The following is a 23,655-nucleotide window of genomic DNA, read 5'->3' on the forward strand; positions in this document are numbered from 1 at the left end:
AGCCGATGCAGCTCCGCTTCGTCGGCTGCGGTGACGCGTTCGGCTCGGGCGGCAGGTCCAACACCTGCTTCCATCTGACCGGCTCGCGCACGAATCTCCTGATCGATTGCGGCGCCTCGTCGCTGCCGGCGCTGAAGCGGCTCGGCATCGCCTGCAACGATATCGAACTGATCCTGATCACGCATTTCCATGGCGATCATTTCGCCGGCCTGCCGTTCCTGCTGCTCGATGCGCAGTTTTCGCGCCGGACGCAGCCGCTGGTGATCGTCGGCCCGGCCGGCATCGAGGCGCGGCTGACGCAGGTGATGGAAGCGCTGTTCGAGCATTCGTCGCGCACGCCGCGGAAATTCGAACTGTCGGTGATCGAGCTCGCGCCTGAGCAGCCAACGCGCTTCGGCGCGGTCTGCGTGACGCCGTTTCCAGTCGTCCACGGCAATTCGGGCGGACCGTTTCTCGGCTACCGGATCGAGGCCGAGGGAAAGATCGTCGCCTACACCGCCGATACCGAGTGGACCGACAGCCTGATCCCGCTCGGCCGCGACGCCGACCTGTTGATCGCCGAGGCCTACACCTACGACAAGGCGGTGAAGAACCATCTCAGCCTCGCGGCGCTGGAGGCGCATCTCGGCGAGATCGGGCCGAAGCGGCTGGTGCTCACCCATATGAGCGACGACATGCTGGGCCGGCTGGACAGCATCGGCCATGTGGCCGCGCATGACGGCATGAGCATCGACCTCTAGCTGAGAGACGCGAAAGGCCGCTAAGACCAGGAGAGACGCGCGTGCCGCGCGCTTTGTCAACCAGCGAGACGTTCTTGACGGCTTCAGCCAAAATCACGACTGCGCAGGTGTTCGACATCGCGGGTCCCGCGATGATCGCCAACCTGACCACGCCGCTGATCGGCATCGTCTCGACCACGGCGATCGGCCGGCTCGGCGAAGCGGCCATGCTGGGCGGCGTCGCCATGGCCTCGGTGATCTTCGATTGCCTGTTCTGGCTGTTCGCCTTCCTCCGCGCCAGCACACTCGCCTTCACCGCGCAATCGCTCGGCGCCGGCGAGAGTGACGAGATCCTGATGGTCCTGATCCGCGGCCTGGCGCTGGCCGCCCTGATCGGCGTCACCCTGATCGCGCTGCAACTGCCGCTGGGCGCGACCATCTTCGACATCATGGGCGGCAGCGACGCCGTGTTGAGCGCGGCCCGCAGCTATTTCATCGTCCGGATATGGTCGGCGCCGCTGGCGCTCGCCAACTACGTGCTGCTCGGCTGGCTCGTCGGACTGGCCCGCGCACGGCTGGCGCTGGCCGTTCAGGTCGCGATCAACCTGATCAACATGGCCGCGACCATCCTGTTCGTCCAGATGCTGCAGGCCGGTATCGCCGGCGCGGCGATTGCCGCCGTGATCGCTGAGACGGTCGGTGTCGCGATCGGCCTAGTGCTGGCGCGCCGCTTGGTCAAAGCCGACGCCCGGATATCGCGCGCTGCGCTGCTCGACCGCGCCAAGCTGATGCACATGATGGCGGTGAACCGCGACATCATGATCCGCACCGCGGCGATGATCGTCGCCTTCCTGTTCTTCACCTCACAAGGCGCGCGTGCCGGCGACACGACGCTGGCGGCCAACGCGGTGCTGAACAATTTCCTGCTGGTGGCCGCGTTTTTCCTCGACGGGCTCGCCAACGCCGCCGAGCAGCTCTGCGGCTATGCGTTCGGCGCGCGCAACCGCGACGCCTTTTCCGGCGCCACAAGGCTGGTGCTCGCCTGGGGCTTCGGCTTCGCGCTCGCCGTCGCCGTGATCTTCGCGCTGTTCGGTCCGGTGCTGATCGACGTGATGACGGCAAACGATGCGGTGCACCGCGCGGCGCGCGACTATCTGCCGTTCGTGGTGGCGTCGCCGCTGCTGTCGGTGTTCGCCTTCGCGTTCGATGGCGTCTATATCGGTGCCACCTGGGCGCGCGACATGCGCAATCTCATGGTGGCGGCGCTGATCGTCTTCCTCAGCATCTGGCTGGCGCTGCGCGGCTTCGGCAATACGGGCCTGTGGATCGCGATGCTCGGCTTCTACGCCGCCCGCGGCGGCTTCCAGGCCGCGCGCTATCCGGCGCTGCTGCGGGCGTCGTTCGGGAAGAGCCCGACTCGACCGACAATGTGAGCTGTCATCGTCCGCGAAGGCGGGGATGAAGCCGTGCGTGAATGATGCGACAGCTCGGCTGCAACTAAACCGGCCAATCCTCGGCCGTGATCGTCGCGGCATCGGCGCCGACGATCTCCGCCAGGGAGTCACGTCCCGTGCGCAGCAGCGTCGAGGTCAGGTCGGCTTTGATGCTCTCGACCAGGCCGAGGCCCTTGTAGACCAGCGAGGAATACAACTGGATCAGGCTGGCCCCGGCGCGGATCTTGGTGAGCGCGGCGCCGCCCGTGTCGATGCCGCCGACGCCGATCAACGGGAACGCGCCTTCGACGCGCACGAAGGTCTCGGCCACCATCCGGGTCGACAGCCGGAACAGCGGCCGCCCGGACAGGCCGCCCTGCTCCTTGGCGCGCAACTGCTCGCGCAGCGAGCTGGGCCGAGCGAGCGTCGTGTTCGACACGATCATGCCGTCGACGCCGCGCGAGCGCGCGACATGGACGACGTCATCGAGTTCGGCGAGACTGAGATCCGGCGCGATCTTGAGCAGCACCGGGGTGTCGCCGGCCTTGCGGCGGATACGGTCGCGCGCCTCCAGCACCTTGGATAGCAGCTCGTCGAGCTGAGAAGCCTGCTGCAGGTTGCGCAGGCCCGGCGTGTTGGGCGAGGAGATGTTGACGGTGAAGTAGCTCGCCACCGGCGCGAAGGTCTCGATCAGCCGGACGTAGTCGGCGACGCGGTCGGCCGAATCCTTGTTGGCCCCGACATTGACGCCGACGATGCCGCCCTGATGGGCGCGGCCGGCAAGCCGCCGCAACACGATCTCGGCGCCGTCATTGTTGAAGCCCATGCGGTTGATCACCGCCTCGTCGCGCTCCAGCCGAAACAGCCGCGGGCGCGGATTTCCGCTCTGCGGCCGCGGCGTGACCGAACCGATCTCGACGAAGCCGAAGCCGAGCCGCAGCAGCGCGTCCGGCACCTCGGCGTTCTTGTCGAAGCCGGCGGCCATGCCGACCGGATTCGGGAAGTTGAGCCCGAAGGCGCGCACCGCGAGCTTCGCATCGTCCGGTCGCGGCTTGATCGCCGGCAAGAGCTTCAGGCCCTGGATGGCGAGCCGGTGCGCATCCTCGGCGTCGAGCCAGCGGAGCAGCGGCAGCGAGAGCTGGTCGAAAGCGCGGATCACGGCTTCAGGTCCGGAATGTCATGGCCGCCATCGGCACGGCTGTGCAACTGGTGAACGGCGGTCACGGCGCCGAGATCGAGCTCGCCATACAGATGCGGGAACAGCTCGTCGTTGCGCGAGCGCTCCCAGCGCAAGCCTGCACCCAGTGCATCCGCCTCGACCTCGACCAGGAACAGCGCGCTCTGCCCGAAAAAGTGCTTCCGGGCCGTCTCCGGCACCTGGGGGGCGGTCGAAAAATGGATGAACCCGTCGCGCAGATCGTCGGCGCTACCGCGGTACACGCCCAGCCGCTCCGCCTCGCGCCAGGCCGAAGCTGAGCAGATTTTGTAGATTTTGGGCACCTTCGCGCGGTCCTGGCTCGAGCTTGAGTTTGCTGATGTTTTCGGAGCGGTCGACCGTATCGGCAGGGGGCGGCGAACTCAAGCATCGTTTGCCCGGGACAGCCCGGCGGCCGCCCCGCTCAGGCTGCACCCGAGTGACTGCGAGTTCGCGAGGACGCAGCCGGTTCCTCAGCAAGGGTTAACCTGATTCGGTTTTCCTGTTGCGCGCGATTCGCAACCGATCATGCCCACGCTTGAACCTTTTGGAGATTGCCATGGACCGCCGCCACGTCTTGAAGGCTCTTGCGGGGCTCGCCCTCTGCCCCGCCTGCGCGACCCCGGGCTTCGCCGCCGAGGGCGCCCCGCATTGGAGCTATGAGGGCGCGACCGGACCGGCCAATTGGGGGGATCTCGATGCGGCCAACAAGGTCTGCGGCGTCGGCACCCAGCAATCGCCCATCGACATCGAGCACTCGACCCGGGCCCAACTGCCCAACTTCAAGCTGAGCTGGGCCAGGACCGCCGACACCATCGTCAACAATGGTCACACCATCCAGCTCAACTTTGCCGACGGCAGCAGCACCCTGAAGCTCGACGGCACCACCTACAAGCTGCTGCAGGTGCATTTCCATCGCCCGAGCGAGCATCAGATCGGTGGCAAGAACTATCCGATGGAGGCGCATTTCGTCCACCGCGCCGCGTCGGGCGGGCTCGCCGTGGTCGGCGTTCTCATGACCACCGGCCGGCCCAATCCCGCCTTCGCGCAGATCGTGGCGACGATGCCGGACAAGGAGGGTCCCGCGGTCAAGGCCGATCCGCGCATCAACCCCAACATGATGCTGCCGGCACGCCGCTCCTATTATCGCTATGCCGGCTCGCTGACGACGCCGCCCTGCTCAGAGGTGGTCGAATGGCTGCTGCTGAGCGAGCCGGTCTCGGTCGCGGAAGCGGACGTCGCGAAATTCGCCAAGCTGTATCCGATGAACGCGCGCCCGGTGCAGAAGCTCGACCGCCGCTTCGTGCTGCACGGGGTGTAGTACGAATGGCCGCTTCGGACTGACGCGGCCGCCGAGTTCTCCGCTGTCGTCCCGGCGAACGCCGGGACCCATACCGCGGAATCTCAGTTGTCTTGCGAGGTGGCGGATATCCGTCACCTCACCTCGGCTCGTGGCTATGGATCCCGGCTCAGGGCCGGGACGACACCTTTTTGTGTGACGACGAGCGAGCCCCTCACGCGCTCCGCGCCAGCGCGCCGTCGATCATCGCCACCGCATTGTTCACGCCGTAGACCGCGACGAAGGAGCCGAAACGGGGGCCCTTCTCCTGGCCGAGCAGCACCTGGTAGAGCATGTTGAACCAGTCCAGCGACACGCCGGGGCGGCCGTCCTTGCCCTTCTTGGCGTGGTCGAGGAACGGCTCGCGGCGGCCGATCTCGTAGACCACGTTCTGGATGTCCTCGGCCGTGGCCTCCGCCGGAAGATTGGACAGCGCATCGCGCAGATCCTGCAGCGCCACGCGCTCGCCCTCGGTCGGCTCGCGGAAGGTCTTGGTCGGCGCGACGAAGTCGCGATAGTAGTTGATGGCGTAGCCGACCATCGCGTCGAGCTTGGGATGGGTCTGCGGCGTCACGCCCGGCCGGTAGCGGCCGATGAAGCCCCACAGCGTCTCGGCATTCTCCGCGTTCGACGACGACACCAGGGTCAGCAGCAGCTGGAAGGTGACGGGCATGTCCGCCTTCGGCGGCTTTCCGGAATGGATGTGCCAGACCGGATTGCCGAGCTGTTGCTTGGCATCCTGCTTCCGAAAACCATCGAGGAACTGCTGATAGTCGTCGACGTTGCGCGGGATGACGTCGAAATACAGCCGCTTCGCCGCCTTCGGCTCGCGATACATGAATAGCGACAGCGATTCCGGCGAGGCGTAGCGCAGCCATTCGTCGATGGTCAGCCCGTTGCCCTTCGACTTCGAGATCTTCTGGCCCTTCTCGTCGAGGAACAGCTCGTAATTGAAGCCCTCAGGCGGGGTGCCGCCGAGCGCCGCGCAGATCTTGCCCGACAGCTTCACCGAATCGATCAGGTCCTTGCCGGCCATTTCATAGTCGACGCCCAGCGCATGCCAGCGCATCGCCCAGTCCGGCTTCCATTGCAGCTTGCAATGGCCGCCGGTCACCGGAACGGTCATGCGCTCCTTGGTCTCCGGATCGTCGTAGGAGATGGTGCCGGCCTTGGCGTCGTGCTCGACGATCGGCACATACAGCACGAGGCCGGTGCGCGGGCAGATCGGCAGGAACGGCGAGTAGCTCGCCGCGCGCTCCTCGCGCAAGCTCGGCAGCATGATCGCCATCACCTTCTCGAGCCGCTCCAGCATGCGCAGCAGAGCCGCGTCGAACTTGCCGGAGGTGTAGTAGTCGGTCGCGGAGGCGAACTCGTAGTCGAAGCCGAACCGGTCGAGGAAGGCGCGCAGCCGCGCATTGTTGTGAGCGGCGAACGACGGATATTCGTTGGAGAACGGATCCGGGATGCGCGACAGCGGCTTGCCCAGATGCGTGGCCAGCATGTCCTTGTTCGGCACGTTGTCCGGCACCTTGCGCAGGCCGTCCATGTCGTCCGAGAACGCGATCAGGCGGGTCTTGATCTTGTCCTCGGTGAGCACGCGGAAGGCGTGGCGGACCATGGTGGTGCGCGCTACCTCGCCGAAGGTGCCGATATGCGGCAGGCCGGACGGACCGTAGCCGGTCTCGAACAGCACCTCGTCCTTGGGGGTCTTCTTCAGCCGGTTGACGATCGCCTTCGCCTGCTCGAACGGCCAGGCGTTGGAGTTTTCGGCAAGCGCGCGCAGGTCGCTCGGGCTGGTTGGGACGAGATCGATCGTGGACATCGTGAAAAAGACTTCTCCGAAGACGTCAGTGCAAAACAGCGGTCATGATACCCGTCATTCCGGGGCGATGCGAAGCATCGAACCCGGAATCTCGAGGTTCCGGGTTCGCGTCTTCGACGCGCCCGGAACGACGGCAAGCGCTAGAACGGGCTGATCGAGAAGTAGCGCAGCCACAGGTCGGTGTAGCGGCCTTTTTCCCAGACCCGGAACAGCGCCCAGTTCAGCGCCTGGCGCAAGAGGTCGTTGCCCTTGCGCACGGCGATGCCGACGCCCTCGCCGAAATAGCGGCTTTCGACGAAAGGTCCACCGGAAAAGGCGCAGCAATCGCCGGAATCGGTGCCATTGACCCAGAACGCCAGCGAGATGCCGTCGCCGAAGATCAGGTCGACCTCGGCCCGGCGCAGCGCCTGCCGCAGCGCCTCGTCGTTCGGATAGGTCTTGATCTCGGCGTCGGTGAACATCGCCTTGAGGTAGGCCTCGTGCGCGGTGCCGGCGACGGCGCCGATCTTCTTGCCCTCGAGAAATTCGGGGCGGATCTCGGTCATGACGGCATCGCGGCGGGACACGAAGCGAGCGGGCGCCCGGTAATATGGATCGGAGAAGTCGGCCCGCGCCCGCATCTGCGGCGTCACCGCGATCGAGGCGATGATCGCATCGCCCCGGTTCGAGGACAGCGCATCGAGCAGGGTTTCGAACCGGCGCATCTGGACGGTGCAGGTGACCTTGATCTCGTCGCAGATCGCCCGTGCCAGATCGACGTTGAAGCCGGCCGGATTGCCGTCCGGACCGGTGAAGTTGAACGGCGGATAGTCGGTCTCGGTCAGGAAACGAATCACGGTGAGGCGCGACAAATCGGGCCGGTCGGGCCGGCGTCGCGGGTCCCAGAAGCCGGGGACGGCCTGCGGCGCCGCCTCGACGGCGGGCCGCACGGGCGCCTGGGCGCGCGCCTCCGAGCCGGCTGCGGCGAGACCGAAGCAGAGCAGCGCGCTGACGATGGCGGCGCGGGCCGCAGGCGCGGATTTCACGGGCTTTGATAAGACGGTCTGCATCAGCGGTCCCGATGGTCAGCGCCTTATAGACCATCCCGGCGCAAATTCGAGGCTGGATTCGGCCCGGAGGCGGCCGCCCGGCTGGAGCGTCAACGCGCTCAGAGGTATTTCTTGAGATCCGCCGCCGCTTCCTCGGGCGTCCGCTTCAGGTTGAACGGCGCGACGAACCGGCCGTTGCGGTCCATCAGATACACCAAAGCGGTGTGGTCCATGGTGTAATCACCGTCCTTCAGCGGGACCTTCTTGGCATAGACCCGGTACTCGGTAAGAACCTTCGCAAGCACCTCCGGATCGCCGGTCAGACCCTTCAGATGCGGGTCGAAGCTGGAGAGGTAGTCCTTCATCGCGGCCGGATTGTCGCGCTCGGGGTCGACCGAGACGAAATAGGCGTTGACGCCGTCGGCGTCCTTGCCCATCGCGCGCAGCACCTCGGAGATCTCGAACAGCGAGGTCGGACAGACGTCCGGGCAATGGGTGAAGCCGAAGAAGATCAGGGTCGGACGGCCTTCGAGGCTCTTCTCGGTGACGACGGCCCCGCTCTGGTCGGTCAGCTGGAACGGTCCGCCGATCGCGGCCGGCGCCGCGATGTTTCGGCCGCCGCCCATGATGAGGAGCATCAGCGACAGCCCGACCACGAGGCTGGCGGCAAAGGCTCCGACGATCACCAGGGGGCGGGTGGCATTGGATGGCATTGCGCGCTCCTTCACTGTCTCAGAAGCAGGCTTGCCAGCCGGCCGCGATCGTCTCGAAGAACACCGCGGTCCCGTACTGCACCCACATCGTCACGGCGCCGGCGACGAGCCCGATCGCCGCAACCCCAGCCACGATGGCCGAAGCGGAGGCCGAACGCCGGTCACCCGACGCGGACGGTATCTCTTGCGGCGCTGAAAGAGGCTGCATGATGACGTACTCATCGGGCGAGTGCTGGCCCGAGCGGCCCGCCCCTCGCGCTTCAGATAAGCCCCGCGGCCGGTCCAGGCAAGCGCCGCGGACGGGCAGCCGCTCACCCGAAACGGCCGGTGGCCGGCGTCATCAATGGGAGGCGGAGGCCTTGGCCGCGGCCGGCGAGATGGCCGGCGCATTGGGCGCGACATGCGAGGAGGCCGGAGAGGATGCCTGGGCATCCATATAGCAGGGCTTGTACATTGCCTGCAGCTCCTTGCCCTTCAGGAAGATCATCCGGGGCGTCAGGCCGCCGCGCTGGGTGATCCAGCGGCGGATCGGCGACGGGTACATCGAGTACAGCATCTGGGTCGCCTCGGGGTTGGTGACGGCGCGGCCGTTGGCGCCGAAATCCCAGGCGGCGTGGAATCCGAGATTGGCATGCGAGGTGACGCAGATCTTCTCGTGGGGGATCGCCCCGAGCACGATGGTGCAGGCCGAGGCGCAGAGCCCGTCGATGATCACATACTCGCCGGAAGATCGCAGGCCCTGGTACTTGTCGACATAGGTTCCGATCCGGCCGCCGCGGTCATCGGCGATCCGGACCACGGCCTGGCTGGCGCCGAGCCCCGACAGCAACAGAACGACCGCAAGCAACCCCGTCCAGAATTTCATGTCGAGCCCCAGTTCAACCCGGCGAAACCGATCTGACCGACTTTGGTACGCGTCTTGTGATGCGCTTCTTGAGATGCTTGGACTGCGGCGGGACCTTGCGACCACGAGCCCATCCGCAGAACCGGAACGCGAAAGCCAAATCCAAATCGCAAATGCAGCGTGTTTCGAGATCGTGTTTTTGTCCAGGACGGCGCGGTGACGAAAGCCAAATTCACCGCGAGTGTTGCAAGCCCGCTGCACCAATGAGTCGCTACCACCGAAAATGGCCGAACGCTGGTTCCGGACATGGCGATGGCGCCACGAGCAAGGCAGAGGCCCGGCATGATTCGCCCATCGGCGCGGCAGCGGCGTCACGGCGGCACAAACGACACTCCGGAAAAGCCCGGTGGCCGAGCTTCCGCGCGACACACGCCCCGCTGCCCAGTGGCGGCGGGACGCTCACCCCTCTCATCCATCGCCGGCCCAGGGGCGCTCGTGCGATCACGATCGTGGGTGCGGGCTCCCGCCAGCCCTGGCTGGCATGGCCGAAGTCCAGAGATGCGACCAATGCAATCACGAGTTTGGACCGTGCCGAGCTCCACCCCGCAAGCGGGCGCGGCAGGATCACTCCCAGCAGCGCGCCGTCTGATCGCGAGATGGAGCGAGGTCCGGCCGATATCGCGCTGGCAGCCGGGAGGACGATCTGCCTCCCGACGCCCTCGGTCCCCGTGAAGTTAACTAATTATCGGGCAGCCGAATCCGCGCTCCAAACGTGACGAGCGGCGCATCGGCGGCGCTGAGCTGGATCTGCCGCTCCGGCACCTCCTGATAGCTGCCGTCTTCAATCTTTCTTAATTCATATTGCCAGACCGTTAACGTCTCGCCGCGCGCGAGCGCGTCGCGGATGCGGCTGGCGCCGCGTCCCGGCAGCTTGACGAGGTCGTCGCGCATCATGCCGATCATCGTCGGGCGCTCGCCGCGATGCAGCTCGAAGAACACCATGCGATTGGGCTTGTCCTGCGGCTTGAGCACGGTATCCGCCGTGAACAGCACCAGACAGATTGCGACGGCAATCCACTTCCAAGTGTCGGACATCATGAGACGCATTCCCCGCACCGCCTCCGCGCGTGGAGTAGTCCTCGCGCAAACAGGCGGCAACTTACAGTTCTGTCATTCCGGATGAGATGACGTTCGACGTAATCGATTCGCTGCGCGCCGGGCGCGATGATGGGCTCCTCATCGTTCACAACATGGAGAGCACCGATGACCAACCCAACCGAGATCGCCGAGAGCTACATCGCGCTGTGGAACGAACGTGATGCCGCGCAGCGCGGCGCATTGCTCGCACGTCACTGGACCCCGGATGCGCTCTATGTCGACCCGCTGATGCGCGGCGAAGGACGCGATGCGGTGGATGGCCTGGTTGCGGGCGTGCAGCAGCGCTTTCCCGACTTCCGCTTTCGCCTGATCGGCTCCGCGGACGGCCACGGTCATCATCTCCGCTTTTCCTGGGAGCTTGGCCCCGAGGATGCGGAAGCCCCGATCCAGGGCACGGATTTCGTCGAGCTGGCCGACGGCCGCATCCAGCGCGTCACCGGGTTTCTCGACAAGGTCCCGCAGGGCGCCTGACGGACGTCCCGTTCCGCCCGGCTTCCGCAGTGCGGTCGGCCTGCCGCGATGGCCGGGCTCCCATGCGCAGACGCACGACCTGTCTCGTGGTGATTGCGCTACGTCAACGTCGGATCCGGTCCGCCGCTGCAGAGCTTCTGCTTCGCGACGAGTTCAGGATCGCCGGAGACGGGCGTGCAGCAGTCAAATCCCATCGATGATCACGCCATGGCGGCCGGCACGCTGGCCGCCATCACCACCTTGCCCGAACTCTGGCGCTGGCGCGTCGAACGGAGCCCGGACAAGCAGGCCTACCGACATTTCGACGCAGGAAGCGGCCGATGGGCTAGCTTCTGCTGGCGCGAGATCGATCTCGTCGTCGACCGCTGGCGGCGGGCGCTTGCGGCCGACGGCTTCGCCCAGGGTGAGCGTGTCGCCATCCTGATGCCGAACGGGATCGCACATCTCGCCATCGACCAGGCCGCGCTCTCGCTCGGCCTGGTGCCGGTGCCGATGCATGCCGTCGATAATGCCGACAGCATCGCCTACATCCTCGCCGATTCCGGTGCCCGGCTGCTGCTGGTCGATTCGGACACACGCTGGGATGAGATCGCAGCGGTCGGCGAGGCCCTGCCCGACCTGCGGCGGATCGTCTGCGCCGACCGGCGAACGACCCAGCCGACCGGCGATCCGCGCCTCATCGATCTGGAGGCGTGGTTGAACGCAGCCGGCAACGCCACGCTTCCCGGCACCCGGATCGCCATCGCGCCGCACGACCTCGCCGCCATCGTCTACACCTCGGGCACGACGGGCCGGCCCAAGGGTGTGATGCTGTCGCACGACAACGTCGTTTCCAACCTCAAGGCCATTCATCAGCGGCTGGCGGCCGATACCGACGACGTATTCCTGTCGTTCCTGCCGCTGTCACACACGTTCGAGCGCACTGCGGGCTACTACTACCCGATCGCCATCGGCGCCTGCGTCGCCTATGCGCGCTCGGTGAAGCAGCTGTCCGAAGATCTGGTGGAGGTCCGTCCGACCATCCTGATCTCCGTGCCGCGCATCTATGAGCGCATCTACTCGGTCATCATGCATCATCGCGCGATCGCAAACCCGCTCGAACGGGCGCTGCTCGACCTGACCATCGCGATCGGCGGCCGGCGCTTCGATGCGCAGCATGGGCGCGGGACGAGACTCTCGGCGTTCGACCGTATAGCGTGGCCGCTGCTGCAACGCCTGGTCGCCGCCAAGGTACTGGCTCGATTCGGCGGACGGCTGCACGTCGCCGTCAGCGGCGGCGCGCCGATCGCCGAGCCGGTGGTGCGGCTGTTCCTGGCGCTCGGGCTCGAGGTGCTGCAGGGCTACGGCATGACCGAGACATCGCCCGTCGTCAGCGTCAACACGCCTGACGACAACGACCCGCGCACCGTCGGCCGCGCCCTGCCGGGCATCGAGGTGCGCATCGGCGACAATGACGAGTTGATGGTGCGCGGCCCGAACGTGATGCTCGGCTATTGGCACCGGCCGGAGGAGACAGCCCGCACCAGGGAAGCCGACGGCTGGCTGCACACCGGCGACCAGGCCCGCATCGACGGCGGACGCATCACCATCACCGGTCGGATCAAGGACATCCTCGTCACCTCGACCGGCGAGAAGATCGCGCCCGCCGATCTGGAGACCGCGATCCTGACCGATCCGCTGTTCGAGCAGGCCATCGTGATCGGCGAGAACCGGCCGTTCCTGACCGCGATCGTCGTGCTCAACGCCAACGGCTGGGCTGAGCAGCAGGCGAGGCTCGCGGCGCACGGCCAGCGCGGCACCGAGGCCGAAGCGGCCTCTCTGCTGCGCCACATTGCGCGAGCCGCGAAGGCCTATCCGTCCTACGCGACGCCGAAGGCGGTGCATTGGACCTTGGAGCCGTGGACCGTGCAGGAAGGCCTGATCACGCCGACGTTGAAGAACAAGCGTCCGGCGATCGAGCGGAGCTTCGCGAAGGAGATCGAGGCGATCTATGCAAAACGCGCGGCAGCTTTGCGGCCATCGGCTACCGTACGAAGCTGATTTTGCAGAGCGTAGCAGCAGGACATTGCGGCATTGGAGCGGGCGAAGGGAATCGAACCCTCGTATGCAGCTTGGGAAGCTGCCGTTCTACCATTGAACTACGCCCGCGTTCGCCAATGCTTAGCCGAGACCATGCGTTTCGCCAAGCGGCTTGTTGCCGCGACACCGCCAGGCCCAAGGGTTGGGGGAGGCAACAGTTCTGCACCGGCCTGATCTCCGGATCGTGATCGGCCGCGACCGCCGGCTCCGGAACGGATCGGGCCGGTCGCGCTTTTGCCCGTTGGAGGCGGCGCCCCTCGCTGCTTCGCCGCGCCGTCAAGGTCCTGGGAGCTCACATCATGCAGAGCCACAGCCCCGCGTCTCAGACCGCAACCTCGAAAGCCCTCGCCATCATGTCGGGCCCGTCGGCGCTCGACCTTTACACCCTCGGCTGCGGTCTATTCCTGGCCGTCGCGCCCTGGCTGTTCGGCTTTGTCGGCAGCGCCGGCCGGATCGATGCTGCGTTGGCGGGGGCTGCCGTCGTCGTGCTCTCGCTCGGCGGCCTCCTGGCGTTTGCCGATTGGGAGGAGTGGCTGAAGGTAGCGCTTGGATTGTGGCTGATTGCAGCTCCGTGGCTGCTCGGGTTCGTGCATACGTCGGCGATGCATGTCAGCATCACGATCGGGATCGCCGTGACCTTCCTGAGCCTGCTCGAACTGTGGCTTGCGCATGATCCTGATTTTGCTGGCGATAGGCCTGCATTGGTGAGCCAGCCGTAGCGCCTCTGGTCGATCGCACCTCGCCTGCGCGCTGCGCCGCATTCCGCGATCGCGATGCCGATGACAGAGATCGCAGACAACGATCGCAACGGGACGCTTGACAACCATCACCCAAATCAGGGCAAACCCGCCCCGGTCACGCCGCGCTGTTAACACTTTGTAAACAAAGTTGATGCGGGCGATCGTGACGATGATATGATGTGACGTGGGGTTGGGGTGGCGTCATGGGGCGTGGGTATACGATCTTTGATACGGCCCTCGGCCGTTGCGGCATTGCGTGGAGCGATGCCGGAATCACCGGCGTACAACTGCCGGAAGCACGGGAAATCGAGACGCGGCGGCGCCTGTTTCGCCAATTTCCCGAAGCGCGGGAGCAGCGCCCGTGTTCGAATATTGAACTCGCCATCGAAGGCATCACCGCCATGCTGCGCGGGCAGGAGGTCGACTTCTCCGATGTCGTGCTCGATCTCGGCGGCGTGACACCATTCAACCAGCGCGTCTACGATTGCATTCGTGCCATTCCGCGCGGCGAGACGCGCAGCGCCGACGCGATCGCAGACGAACTGCACGTTCCCAAGGCGCTGAATTCGATCGCGCAGGCGCTGAGCAAGAATGCGCTCGTGCTGATCGTTCCCTGTCACCGCGTGCGCGACATCGGCAACGGTCTCGACAAGCCGTCGCCCAACAGCGGCGTCATCTCCAAACGGCGGCTGCTGTCGCTCGAAGGCGCACGGCCTCATGCGGGCCTGACGTTGTTCGACGCGTTTCTCGCGGTCGACCGGCCGCGCGCGTCGTAAGCGGGCGCCTCGCTGCGCGCGATATTATCTCGGACGCAGCCCTCCTCTTTCATCCGCAATGCGCTAGATTTGCAGGATGAGCGCCACCATCCTGTTCGAAAGCCGTGACGTCACCGTCTCCGAGTTCCGCTGTGCGGCGGTTCCGGGCGAGCGTCCCTATGTCGAGCAGTATTCCGGCTACTCGCTGTCCTATGTGCGCAAGGGGAGCTTCGGCTGTCGGCACCGCGGCCGCTTCTTCGAGCTGGTCACCGGCTCGCTGCTGGTGGGCCATCCCGGCGATGAGTTCATGTGCACGCACGATCACGTCTGCGGCGACGAATGCCTGTCATTCTTCTTCGATCATGCGCTCATCGACGAGATCGGCGGCAACAGGCAGGCTTGGCGGGTTGGCGCGATGCCGCCGCTGCCGGAGCTCATGGTCCTCGGTGAGCTCGCGGAGGCCGTCGCCGCGCGCGAGCAGGACCTCGGTCTGGACGAGGTTGGCCAGATCATCGCCAGCCGCTTCGTCGCGACCGCCACGGGCCAGCAGGAACGGGCGGCGACGCCAAGCCTTCGTGATCGCCGGCGCGCGGTCGAGAGCGCATTGTGGATCGACGACAATGCGGCGCGCGACATCGATCTGGCGGCTGCGGCTGGTGAGGCCGGCGTCAGCCCGTTCCATTTCCTGCGGCTGTTCGCGGCCACGATCGGCGTGACGCCGCATCAATATCTGATCCGCTCCCGCTTGCGGCACGCCGCACGGCGTCTCAGCGAGGAGGATACGCCGGTCACCACCATCGCCTACGATTCGGGTTTTGCCGATCTGTCGAATTTCACCCGCACCTTCGCGCGCGCTGCCGGCGTGTCGCCGGCGAAGTTTCGCAAGGCGTCGCGCGGCGAGCGCAAGATTCTCCAAGACCATCTGAGCCGCCATTGATTGGATGATCCCAGCGCGTGCGGCAGCCGCATGCGAAGCATGGAGATCATCGATGTACGATCATATCGGCCTCAAGGTCGGCAATCTGGACGCCAGCGTCCGCTTCTACACATCGGCGCTGGCGCCGCTCGGCCACATCCTCTGCTCCAAGGACGAGGCGTCGGCGGGCATCGGCCCGAAGGGGGAGCCGGCCCTGTGGCTGTATCTCGACAAGGGCGCCAGCAAAGGCGCCGCCCATATCGCGTTCCGCGCCCGGGACCACGCGGCGGTCGCCAGATTCCACAGCGAGGGTCTGAAGGCCGGCGGCAGCGACAATGGCGGCGCCGGGCCGCGCGCGGACTACAGTCCGACCTACTACGCCGCCTTCCTGATCGATCCCGACGGCAACAACATCGAAGCCGTGTGTCCGTGAGGTCCCCGGCCATGGCATCGATTCAGAAGGACACCCCGATCGCAGCCTCCGCGGCCGCCGTCTGGGACGCCGTGCGCGACTTCGGCGCCGTTCATACCCGGCTGGCGCCCGGCTTCGTCGTCGATTGCCAGCTCGACGGCGACGTCCGAATCGTGACCTTCGCCAACGGCAATGTGGTGCGCGAACGCCTCGTCAGTTACGACGAGGCGCAGCAGCGTCTGGTCTACACGATCGAGAGCGAGCGCGTGACGCATCACAATGCGTCCGTGCAGATCATCCCCGACGGCGCGCAGGGTTGCCGGATGCTCTGGATCACCGACGTGCTGCCGCACGCCATCGCGTCCTATATCGAGCAGCAGATGGAGCTCGGCGCGCGCGCGATGCAGGACGCCCTGGGCAGGCTGCGTGCCTAGACGAGCCGCGCAGCCGTCAGCCGACATGCGGAGATGGCGGGATCTGCGCCCCCGAGCCGAGCTCGGCGGCCAGCACGGCCGGGCGCAGCTCCAGCGCTGCGGCCGGCTTCGGGCCCCAGCGGGTGAGCATGACGCTGGCGAGCGTCAGCACTCCGAGCAGGACCATCGAGGACGCCGCCAGCATGAAGAAGTCGCCCTCGGTCGCGGCATGGCTCAGCAGATAGCTGCCGCCTGCGGCGATGAAGACGAGCCGCACCGTCTGTGCCAGCACCGGACCGATCACCCTGGCTGCGCCCTGCGAGGAGAAGTACATCGAGATCGCCAGGCCGATGAAGGCATACATTGGCGCTGCGACCTGAAGATAGTGCCGGCCCGCGCTGCGCGCGCTCTCGTCCTGGGTGAAGATGTCGACCCACAATTGCGGGACGATCGCGATCAACGTCGACAGCGCACCCACCGACGCGAAAGAGACCAGCCCCGCCGTCCAGGCGATCCGGCGGGCACGCGCGATTCTTTCCGCACCGATCGCCATGCCGACCATCGGCACCGAGGCCATGCCGACGGAGAACGCGACAGTGGTCACCATGAATTCGAGCCGTGCGCCGATGCCGTAGCCGGCCAGCACGGCGGTGCCGAACGATGCCAGCATGTGCGTGAAGATCGCGATCGACAGCACGGATTGCAGCGGCGAGAAGCAGGCGATGGCGCCGACCTTGAGGATGTCGGCGAACATCGCGCGGCTGATCTTCAGGCCCCGCAGCTTCGGCCGCACGCGCGCGCGGCCGGAGAACAGGTACCAGCCCATCACCGAGATGCTGACGCAGAAAGCCAGCAGCGCGCCGGCGGCGACGCCGCGCATGCCGAGCCCGAGGACCAGGCTGAGCGTGCCGCCCAATACGATCTGCAGCAGCGCCGAACTGAGGATCATGAACGACGGCAGCTTCATGTTGCCGGTGCCGCGCAGGATGCCGGCCATCGAGTTCATCAGCCAGGGCAGGATGGCGCCGCCGAAGAAGATCTGCAGATAGGCTGTGGCATGGCTCAGCACCGCGCCGCGGCCGCCGAGCACCTCCAGCAAAGCGGGACCGAACACCAGCATGCCGACCATGAAGGTCGCGCCGAACAACAGCGCAATCAGCAGCGCGTGCGTGGCGAGGGCCGAGGCCCGTTCGGTGTCGCCGGCGCCGAGCGCCCGCGCGATCGCCGAGGCCACGCCGCCGCCCATGGCGCCGCCGGACATCGTCATGGTCAGGATCACCAGCGGGAACACCAGCGCCATCGCCGCCAACGCCTCGATACCGAGCCGGCCGATATAGGAGGTCTCGGCGATGACGACGCAGGTGCCTGCCGTGTTCGCGATGATGTTGGGCCAGGCCAGCGACAGCAGGGTGCGCAGAATGGGGCCGTCGACGAGCGCATTCCGAACCGGCTTCGCGATGGGCGGCAACGTACGCCCCTCGCCGACCGGACTGTCGGCCAAGCCGATCTCGGACATGCTCGCTCCCCGTTTGGCCGCGCCATCTGGCGGGACCTTTGTCGTTCCTCCTAGCACACCGCCGGGCCGCGCCCCGTGCAGCGGGCGCATTGGGGGTGCGCGGTCAGCGCGCAGCCGGGCCTAGAGGCGGAAGTGCTTGGAGAGCTTCAGGCCCTGGGCCTGGTAGTTGGAGCCGATGCGGCTGCCATACATCGCGTTCGGCCGGGCCAGCATCTTCTCATAGACGAGGCGGCCGACGATCTGGCCATGCTCGAGGATGAACGGCACCTCGCGCGAGCGCACCTCAAGCACCGCGCGCGAGCCCTGCCCGCCGGCGCCGGCATAGCCGAAGCCGGGATCGAAGAAGCCGGCATAGTGGACACGGAATTCGCCCACGAGCGGATCGAACGGCACCATCTCGGCGGCGTAGTCCGGCGGCACCTGCACGGCCTCCTTCGAAGCCAGGATGTAGAACTCGCCGGGATCGAGAATGAGGCTGCCGTCGGGGCGCGCCTTGATCGGCTCCCAGAACTCCTCCACGGCATAGCCGGCGCGGCGGTCGACGTCGACGACGCCGGTATGACGCTTGGCGCGATAGCCCACATAGCCGTTGGCATTGCTGCCGGACAGGTCGACGGAAAGAGCGACGCCACCGACGAGATCCGCATCATCGCGATCCACCAGCCGCTCGGCCTGATGCAGCGCGATCAGTTCGTCCTCCGACAGAACCGCGTCGCGGTAGCGGAAGCGGACCTGGGACAGGCGCGAGCCTTCGCGCAGCAAAACGGGAAACGTCTTCGGGCTGATCTCGGCGTAGAGCGGACCGTGATAGCCGGCTCCGATCATGTCGAACCGTCGCGTGCCGTCGGCGATCACGCGGGTGAACACGTCGAGCCGCCCGGTCGAGCTCTTCGGATTGGCGGCCGCGACGATGTCCTTCGGCAGCGCGAGACTCTCCAAGAGCGGCACGATGTAGACGCAGTTGGTCTCCAGCACTGCGCCGTCGGCGAGCGCGAATTCGTGCAGCTTCAACTCGTCGATACGCTCGGCGACCGTCGCGCCCGGCCCGGGCAGAAAGCTTGCCCGCACGCGATAGGCGATGTCGCCGAGCCGCAGGTCCAGGCTCGCCGGCTGGATCTGGCTTTCGACAAAATCGTATGCGGGGATGATCAGGCCAGCCTCCGCCATCGCCACGATCATGCGATCGGGGAGGATGCCGTGGGCGTCGGGGCTGAGCGAAAACGGCAAGACCTGATCCTTTGCAGGCGCCGGAACGGCGGCTTATCGAGCCTATATAGGGTCTTTTTACCGGTTATCCGATGGCTGGCTTGACGGAAAGGCCGGTTGCGACTATGAGCACGACTTATCCCGTGGTGATTTGAGCCGGCCGGCTTGCAGCCACGTTAAATAAGTCGCTAAACAGGCCGGGGACGATTGTGATCCCGGCCGTGAGGAGTTTTCCCAGGCCGGTTTTTTTGTGCCCATCGCTGGAGGCGGTGGTCACGATGGAGGTCACATGTCGAAGTCCCCCGCGAAGGCCCCGGCGTCGTTCGCCCGCTATCGTCCTGAAACCCGTCTGGTGCATTCCGGCACCTTGCGTTCCGAATTCGGCGAGACCGCCGAGGCGCTCTATCTGACGCAAGGCTTCGTCTACGCCACCGCCGAGGAGTGCGAGGCGCGCTTCAAGGGCGAGGATCCCGGCTTCATCTATTCGCGCTTCTCCAACCCGACCACGGCAATGTTCGAGCGCCGCATGATCGAGCTCGAGGGCGCCGAGGCCTGCCGCTCGGCCGCAACCGGCATGGCCGCAGTCACCACGGCAATCCTCGCTCCCCTCCGTGCCGGCGATCACGTCGTCGCCGCCAAGGCGCTGTTCGGCTCGTGCCGCTACGTCGTCGAAGATCTCTTGCCGCGCTACGGCATCGAATCGACCCTGGTCGATGGGCTCGACCTCGACCAATGGCAGAAGGCGGTCAGGCCGAACACCAAGTCGTTCTTCCTGGAGAGCCCGACCAATCCGACGCTCGACGTGATGGACATTCCCGCGATCGCCGAGATCGCGCACGCCCGTGGCGCGCGGCTGATCGTCGACAACGTGTTCGCGACCCCGATCTGGCAGAGCCCGCTCGCGCTCGGCGCCGACGTCGTGGTGTATTCCGCGACCAAGCACATCGATGGCCAGGGCCGCTGCCTCGGCGGCGTGATCCTGTCGTCGGAGGCGTTCATCGCCGAGCACATCCACAATTTCATGCGCCAGACCGGTCCGTCGATCTCGCCGTTCAACGCCTGGGTCCTGCTCAAGGGCCTGGAGACCTTGGCGGTGCGCGTGCGCGCGCAGACCGAGACGGCGGCGAAGGTGGCCGACTTTCTCGCGGCGCATCCGAAGATCTCGCGGCTGATCTATCCCGGTCGCGAGGACCATCCGCAGGCGGCGACCGTGCGCAAGCAGATGCGCGCCGGCTCGACGCTGGTCGGCTTCGAGGTGAAGGGCGGCAAGGCCGGCGCCTTCCGCACGCTCAACGGCTTGAAGCTCGCGCGCATCTCCAACAATCTCGGCGACGCCAAGACGCTGGTCACGCATCCGGCGACGACGACGCACCAGCGGCTGACGCCGGAGGCGCGCGCCGAGCTCGGCATCAGCGAGGGCTTCATCCGCTTCTCCGCCGGGCTCGAGCATGCCGACGATCTGATCGAGGATCTGGATGCGGCCCTGAGGGCCGCGTAGCGAATGGCCGCATAGAGAATGGCGAATAGGGCGTACCGATTGCATCCTATTCGCTACTCGCTATTCCCTACTCGCCACTCTCACATCGGCCGATAGGTCAGCACGTTGGCCGGCGTGTTGATGCCGAGCTTGACCTGGCCGACCGAGCGGATGATGTCGTCGCCGAGCAGCTGGGCGAAGCAGGCGTAGCCCCAATCGCTCATGTGCAGACCGTCCGAGATCACGAACTCGTTGATCGGGATCGCCTGCCGCTCGTGCCAGTCGCGCATCACCTCGAAGCGGGGGAAGATGCCGGCGTGATGCAGCTCGGCGATACGCCCGAGCAGCTTGTTCATGCGGCTGGCGTTCTCCGAGCGCTCGTTGACGCGCGGCGAATATTGCAGGTCGACCAGCACGACATCGGAGGCCGCCGCCTGGATCTTGGCGACGCCGTCATCGACCAGCTTGGCGGTCTCGGCGGGATCGAGATCGCGCAGCACGGCATTGGTGCCGACCTGCCAGATCACGAGATCCGGATGCCGGTCGATCACCGACGTCTCCAGCCGCTTCATCATCTCCGGCGCATCCTCGCCGCCGACGCCGGCATTGATGACGCTGATGTCGACCATCGGATATTGCCGGCGCAGCTGCGCGGCGAGCCGATTCGGATAGGTGTAGTCCGGCGCGCTCGCGCCATAGCCCTGCGTCGACGACGAGCCGAAGGCGACGATGACGACCGGCAGGCCGGAGGCGAGCTTGTTGGCGACGTGCGGCAGCGAAATGAAATTCTTCTTGGCGACGCCCTTCGGCGTCAGGCACGGCACGCGGTTGAAGATGTCGGTGGCCGACTTCGCGACCTGCTTGACCTTGTCGATCGCCCGCTCGGTGATGCTGCGCGACGGCGGCGCCGCCACGACGGCCTGCCCGGCTGCAGCCGGCGGCTGTGCATCGGTCATGGCCGGCGCGGTCGTCGCCGCAGGCGGCGAGGTTGTGGCCGCCGGGCGCGCCACGGCGATCGGCCCGGGCACCTGATCGCTCGCCTGCGCCACCGTGACGTGACCGATGCTCGGTCGCCCGCTGATCAGCGGAGCCTTTGGATCGGAGCTCTCCACATCGGAAAGCGCGGCGGGCGCAGCCGGCGCTGCGCTCTGCGCCCGTAGCTTCTGCGGGCTCAGCGCGAGGGCGATGGCAATGACCGCAACGGCCGAAAGCTTCTCCCATGTCCCGGAGACGCGGTGACACTCATTCGACGTCATGAACGACATAACCCTAGTTCTGCTGCGCCGGCCCGATATGCGCCGCGTCGATGATGAACTTCGACAGCGCCCGGCCGAGGCAGTCATGAACCTGCTTGGCCAGCTCGACTCCGTGCGTCGGATTGAACAGGTCGAAATCGCCCTGCTCGTTCCATTGCCGCATGATGGCAAACCGATCGAACAGCGGAATGTCCCGGTGCTGCGCCACCACACGCATGTTGTCGACATAGGGCGGCACGGAGATCAATGTCTCCGTCCGCGGACTGTATTGCAGGTTCATCAAGACGACGTCAGCTCCCGCTTTCTGCAGCGTCGCCACACCGTCGTCGACCGCCTGCCGGAACTCATCAGGATCGATCGACCGCATGGCGTCGACCGTGCCGGTCTGCCAGATGACCAAATTAGGCCTTTTTCCTTCCACCAGTTTAACGAGATTGCCCGCGACCTCCTCGGCCGTCTTCTTGGGCTGCAGCTCGATGCTGAGATTGACGGCGACGGTTGGCAGCTTGTCCTTCAACGCAGCCTGCAGACGGGCGGGGTAGGCATTGGCGTCGGAGGTGCTGACAATGGAGGATGACCTGCTTCCGACGACGAGAATATCCAGCGTGCGGCCGTTCTTGACGGCGTCTGCAACCTTCGGAAGCGGGCTCTCGGTGGTCAGCAGGTAGGCCGGCACCTCGCAGTTCTGCGGCGCCTCTTCCGCGCGCGCAGAGGCCGCCAGCGAAACAGCCAGCACTGCGATACCAAACCTTAACCACGAGACGGACTTCATCAGCCCCCTCCCGCCAGATCGGCGTTGCTGCGCGCACCTTTTCGCGTCGCGCCCTTATCGGCCTCACGCTTGTACCACGAAATCAACGACGCCACCCCCCACATGATGAGGATGCCGCAAAGGCTGATCACCGCGTGCATCATGGCGCCGCCGGACACTTCGGCAAGGACGAAGTGGCCCGCAAACGCCAGAAACACGCCGAGACAGAAGATCTCGAGCGAGTGTTGCCCACAGACAATCAGCGGACGCAGCCACGGCGACTTCAAGAGCGGCCAATCCTTGCGCAAATAGTGCACGGTGAGTGCTGCGAGTGCGAGAAAATGCGCGAAACGCAACACGTCAAGGTCGGTCTTGTCGATCGGATACATCCACTGCTCGATTCGGCGCGGCATCAGATGGCCGAGCTGCGGAATGTACCAGGTCAGGGTCACACAGAAGGCCGCGACCAGATAGGCGACGCAGAGCCCGAGCGTGATCGGCGAGTTGATGATGCGCGACATGCGCCGCGCGCCGCCGAGCGCGCACCAGGCGCCGAACACGAACAGCAATTGCCAGGCGAACGGATTGAAGGCCCAGAAGCCGTTGGGATAGGCCGTCAGATAGAGATCGAGCTCCCAGGTCACGGCATAGAGAATGACGGATAGGCCGAGCGTCACGTCGGGCCGCCAACGCATCAGCCACAGGATCAACGGCAGGAACAACATCAGCACGATGTAGAGCGGCAGCACGTCCATATTGACGGGGCGGAAGCGCAGGATCAGCGCCTGCACGATGGTCACGTCCGGCTGCTTGAGAAAATCCATGATTCCCATCTCTTCGGTGTAGAGCGGGTTCTCGAAGCTGGTCGCGACGTAGGAGATCTCGGCGAGGAAGATCGTGAACAGGAAGACGTGGGCGACGTAGATCTGCCAGACGCGGCGCAGGATGCGCGCGGTTGCGACGATGAAACCGGCATCCTGCATCGCCCGGCCGTAGACGAACGCCGCCGTGTAGCCTGAGATGAAGATGAAGATCTCGGTGGCGTCGGAGAAGCCGTAGTTGCGGAGCGTGAACCAGGTCAGCAGGTTCGGCGGCAGATGGTCGATGAAGATCAGCCATAGCGCCAGCCCGCGAAACAGGTCGAGCCGCAGTTCGCGCTCGCCGACCGCCGGGAAGGTGATCGCAGGGACGGCGGTGATGGCGGGTGCAGCGCTGACGGCCGGCGCAGCCGCGACGGCAGATGCAGATGCAACCGCAGGTGCAGCCGCGCTCGCCGCAGCGGCAGTCTCCGTAGCCGGCGCGGGTGCGGCGCTGGCTGCGGGGGCGGACGGTCCGGCAAGGCGATCGACAATCGACGTCATCAGGCACCGCGTCAAAGCTGCCAGCCCTCGAGGCCCGGCAGGGGAAATGTA

Annotated in this window: 24 protein-coding genes, 1 tRNA gene and 1 riboswitch; of the genes, 11 read left to right on the top strand and 14 right to left on the bottom strand. The window is 66.0% G+C overall.

What is annotated here, in order from left to right:
* The first annotated feature begins 5 nt into the window (after positions 1 to 5).
* Complete coding sequence (locus QW868_RS22210) at positions 6 to 740, top strand: MBL fold metallo-hydrolase (RefSeq protein ID WP_316231516.1); 735 nt, start codon at positions 6 to 8, stop codon at positions 738 to 740.
* A 107-nt stretch (positions 741 to 847) separates the two neighbouring features.
* A complete protein-coding gene (locus tag QW868_RS22215) occupies positions 848 to 2,152 on the top strand; it encodes an MATE family efflux transporter (RefSeq protein ID WP_316231543.1) in 1,305 nt (434 codons plus the stop codon).
* A 64-nt stretch (positions 2,153 to 2,216) separates the two neighbouring features.
* Here QW868_RS22215 and QW868_RS22220 read toward each other — a convergent pair whose 3' ends face one another.
* Entirely contained in the window at positions 2,217 to 3,311 is a 1,095-nt protein-coding gene (locus QW868_RS22220; protein ID WP_315735815.1) for a quinone-dependent dihydroorotate dehydrogenase, read from the bottom strand.
* Positions 3,308 to 3,652: a DUF952 domain-containing protein gene (locus QW868_RS22225; RefSeq protein WP_315735813.1), complete on the bottom strand. Its 345-nt coding sequence runs from the start codon at positions 3,650 to 3,652 to the stop codon at positions 3,308 to 3,310. Before QW868_RS22225 ends, QW868_RS22220 begins: the two co-directional genes overlap by 4 nt.
* Before the next feature lie 254 nt (positions 3,653 to 3,906).
* Here QW868_RS22225 and QW868_RS22230 point away from each other — a divergent pair, with 254 nt between their 5' ends.
* Complete coding sequence (locus tag QW868_RS22230) at positions 3,907 to 4,668, top strand: carbonic anhydrase family protein (protein WP_315784809.1); 762 nt, start codon at positions 3,907 to 3,909, stop codon at positions 4,666 to 4,668.
* A 193-nt stretch (positions 4,669 to 4,861) separates the two neighbouring features.
* Here QW868_RS22230 and QW868_RS22235 read toward each other — a convergent pair whose 3' ends face one another.
* The 6 genes from QW868_RS22235 to QW868_RS22260 form a co-directional block, all read right to left on the bottom strand.
* The gene (locus QW868_RS22235; protein WP_316231517.1) at positions 4,862 to 6,508 is read right to left on the bottom strand and encodes a lysine--tRNA ligase; all 1,647 of its coding nucleotides are present in this window, start codon (positions 6,506 to 6,508) and stop codon (positions 4,862 to 4,864) included.
* A gap of 140 nt (positions 6,509 to 6,648) precedes the next feature.
* Positions 6,649 to 7,557 carry a transporter substrate-binding domain-containing protein gene (locus tag QW868_RS22240; protein WP_315813339.1) on the bottom strand — a complete coding sequence of 303 codons (909 nt, stop codon included), beginning with the start codon at positions 7,555 to 7,557 and terminating at the stop codon, positions 6,649 to 6,651.
* A 98-nt stretch (positions 7,558 to 7,655) separates the two neighbouring features.
* Positions 7,656 to 8,249 (bottom strand): SCO family protein, encoded by a 594-nt coding sequence (locus tag QW868_RS22245; RefSeq protein WP_316231518.1) that lies wholly within the window; start codon positions 8,247 to 8,249, stop codon positions 7,656 to 7,658.
* A 19-nt stretch (positions 8,250 to 8,268) separates the two neighbouring features.
* Positions 8,269 to 8,457, bottom strand: coding sequence for a hypothetical protein (locus QW868_RS22250; protein ID WP_315735804.1), 189 nt, complete (start codon positions 8,455 to 8,457; stop codon positions 8,269 to 8,271).
* Between the two features lie 132 nt (positions 8,458 to 8,589).
* Positions 8,590 to 9,114 carry a hypothetical protein gene (locus QW868_RS22255; protein ID WP_315778377.1) on the bottom strand — a complete coding sequence of 175 codons (525 nt, stop codon included), beginning with the start codon at positions 9,112 to 9,114 and terminating at the stop codon, positions 8,590 to 8,592.
* 717 nt (positions 9,115 to 9,831) lie between these two features.
* Positions 9,832 to 10,191: a hypothetical protein gene (locus QW868_RS22260; RefSeq protein ID WP_315735798.1), complete on the bottom strand. Its 360-nt coding sequence runs from the start codon at positions 10,189 to 10,191 to the stop codon at positions 9,832 to 9,834.
* A gap of 165 nt (positions 10,192 to 10,356) precedes the next feature.
* Between QW868_RS22260 and QW868_RS22265 the strand changes: the two genes are divergently transcribed.
* Both QW868_RS22265 and QW868_RS22270 read left to right on the top strand, forming a co-directional pair.
* A complete protein-coding gene (locus QW868_RS22265; RefSeq protein WP_316231519.1) occupies positions 10,357 to 10,722 on the top strand; it encodes a nuclear transport factor 2 family protein in 366 nt (121 codons plus the stop codon).
* Between the two features lie 174 nt (positions 10,723 to 10,896).
* On the top strand, positions 10,897 to 12,762 hold the full coding sequence (locus QW868_RS22270; RefSeq protein WP_316231520.1) for an AMP-dependent synthetase/ligase: 1,866 nt from the start codon (positions 10,897 to 10,899) through the stop codon (positions 12,760 to 12,762).
* 34 nt (positions 12,763 to 12,796) lie between these two features.
* On the opposite strand, the gene QW868_RS22275 is transcribed toward QW868_RS22270, so the two are convergent.
* Positions 12,797 to 12,870: transfer RNA gene (locus QW868_RS22275), tRNA-Gly, on the bottom strand.
* Between the two features lie 230 nt (positions 12,871 to 13,100).
* On the opposite strand from QW868_RS22275, the gene QW868_RS22280 reads away from it, so the two are divergent.
* From QW868_RS22280 to QW868_RS22300, 5 genes are all read left to right on the top strand, one after another.
* Positions 13,101 to 13,520, top strand: coding sequence for an SPW repeat protein (locus QW868_RS22280; protein WP_315813547.1), 420 nt, complete (start codon positions 13,101 to 13,103; stop codon positions 13,518 to 13,520).
* Positions 13,521 to 13,744: 224 nt separating this feature from the next.
* Positions 13,745 to 14,317, top strand: a complete 573-nt coding sequence (locus tag QW868_RS22285) for a methylated-DNA--[protein]-cysteine S-methyltransferase (protein ID WP_315757628.1) — start codon at positions 13,745 to 13,747, stop codon at positions 14,315 to 14,317.
* 76 nt (positions 14,318 to 14,393) lie between these two features.
* Positions 14,394 to 15,233 carry an AraC family transcriptional regulator gene (locus tag QW868_RS22290; RefSeq protein WP_315778382.1) on the top strand — a complete coding sequence of 280 codons (840 nt, stop codon included), beginning with the start codon at positions 14,394 to 14,396 and terminating at the stop codon, positions 15,231 to 15,233.
* Between the two features lie 52 nt (positions 15,234 to 15,285).
* Entirely contained in the window at positions 15,286 to 15,645 is a 360-nt protein-coding gene (locus tag QW868_RS22295; protein ID WP_315813549.1) for a VOC family protein, read from the top strand.
* Positions 15,646 to 15,656: 11 nt separating this feature from the next.
* Positions 15,657 to 16,058, top strand: a complete 402-nt coding sequence (locus tag QW868_RS22300; RefSeq protein WP_316231521.1) for an SRPBCC family protein — start codon at positions 15,657 to 15,659, stop codon at positions 16,056 to 16,058.
* Between the two features lie 16 nt (positions 16,059 to 16,074).
* On the opposite strand, the gene QW868_RS22305 is transcribed toward QW868_RS22300, so the two are convergent.
* Both QW868_RS22305 and QW868_RS22310 read right to left on the bottom strand, forming a co-directional pair.
* Entirely contained in the window at positions 16,075 to 17,553 is a 1,479-nt protein-coding gene (locus tag QW868_RS22305) for an MATE family efflux transporter (protein ID WP_316231522.1), read from the bottom strand.
* 120 nt (positions 17,554 to 17,673) lie between these two features.
* On the bottom strand, positions 17,674 to 18,780 hold the full coding sequence (locus QW868_RS22310; RefSeq protein WP_315735780.1) for a 2'-deoxycytidine 5'-triphosphate deaminase: 1,107 nt from the start codon (positions 18,778 to 18,780) through the stop codon (positions 17,674 to 17,676).
* Positions 18,781 to 18,892: 112 nt separating this feature from the next.
* A riboswitch (SAM riboswitch) is annotated at positions 18,893 to 18,972 on the top strand.
* Between the two features lie 76 nt (positions 18,973 to 19,048).
* On the opposite strand from QW868_RS22310, the gene QW868_RS22315 reads away from it, so the two are divergent.
* Entirely contained in the window at positions 19,049 to 20,257 is a 1,209-nt protein-coding gene (locus QW868_RS22315) for an O-succinylhomoserine sulfhydrylase (RefSeq protein WP_315773990.1), read from the top strand.
* Positions 20,258 to 20,337: 80 nt separating this feature from the next.
* Here the strand turns inward: QW868_RS22315 and QW868_RS22320 are convergent, their stop codons facing one another.
* Genes QW868_RS22320 through QW868_RS22330 form a run of 3 tightly spaced genes read right to left on the bottom strand, consistent with a single transcriptional unit; the run spans position 20,338 to position 23,604 of the window.
* Positions 20,338 to 21,492 carry an SGNH/GDSL hydrolase family protein gene (locus QW868_RS22320; protein ID WP_315797789.1) on the bottom strand — a complete coding sequence of 385 codons (1,155 nt, stop codon included), beginning with the start codon at positions 21,490 to 21,492 and terminating at the stop codon, positions 20,338 to 20,340.
* A gap of 13 nt (positions 21,493 to 21,505) precedes the next feature.
* Complete coding sequence (locus QW868_RS22325) at positions 21,506 to 22,264, bottom strand: SGNH/GDSL hydrolase family protein (RefSeq protein ID WP_315735774.1); 759 nt, start codon at positions 22,262 to 22,264, stop codon at positions 21,506 to 21,508.
* The gene (locus QW868_RS22330) at positions 22,264 to 23,604 is read right to left on the bottom strand and encodes an OpgC domain-containing protein (RefSeq protein WP_315797791.1); all 1,341 of its coding nucleotides are present in this window, start codon (positions 23,602 to 23,604) and stop codon (positions 22,264 to 22,266) included. The genes QW868_RS22325 and QW868_RS22330 overlap by 1 nt, the downstream gene beginning before the upstream one ends.
* Positions 23,605 to 23,655 lie beyond the last annotated feature (51 nt).

This window comes from Bradyrhizobium sp. SZCCHNR1051 (genome assembly GCF_032489615.1).
In the GTDB taxonomy this organism is placed as follows: Bacteria; Pseudomonadota; Alphaproteobacteria; order Rhizobiales; family Xanthobacteraceae; genus Bradyrhizobium.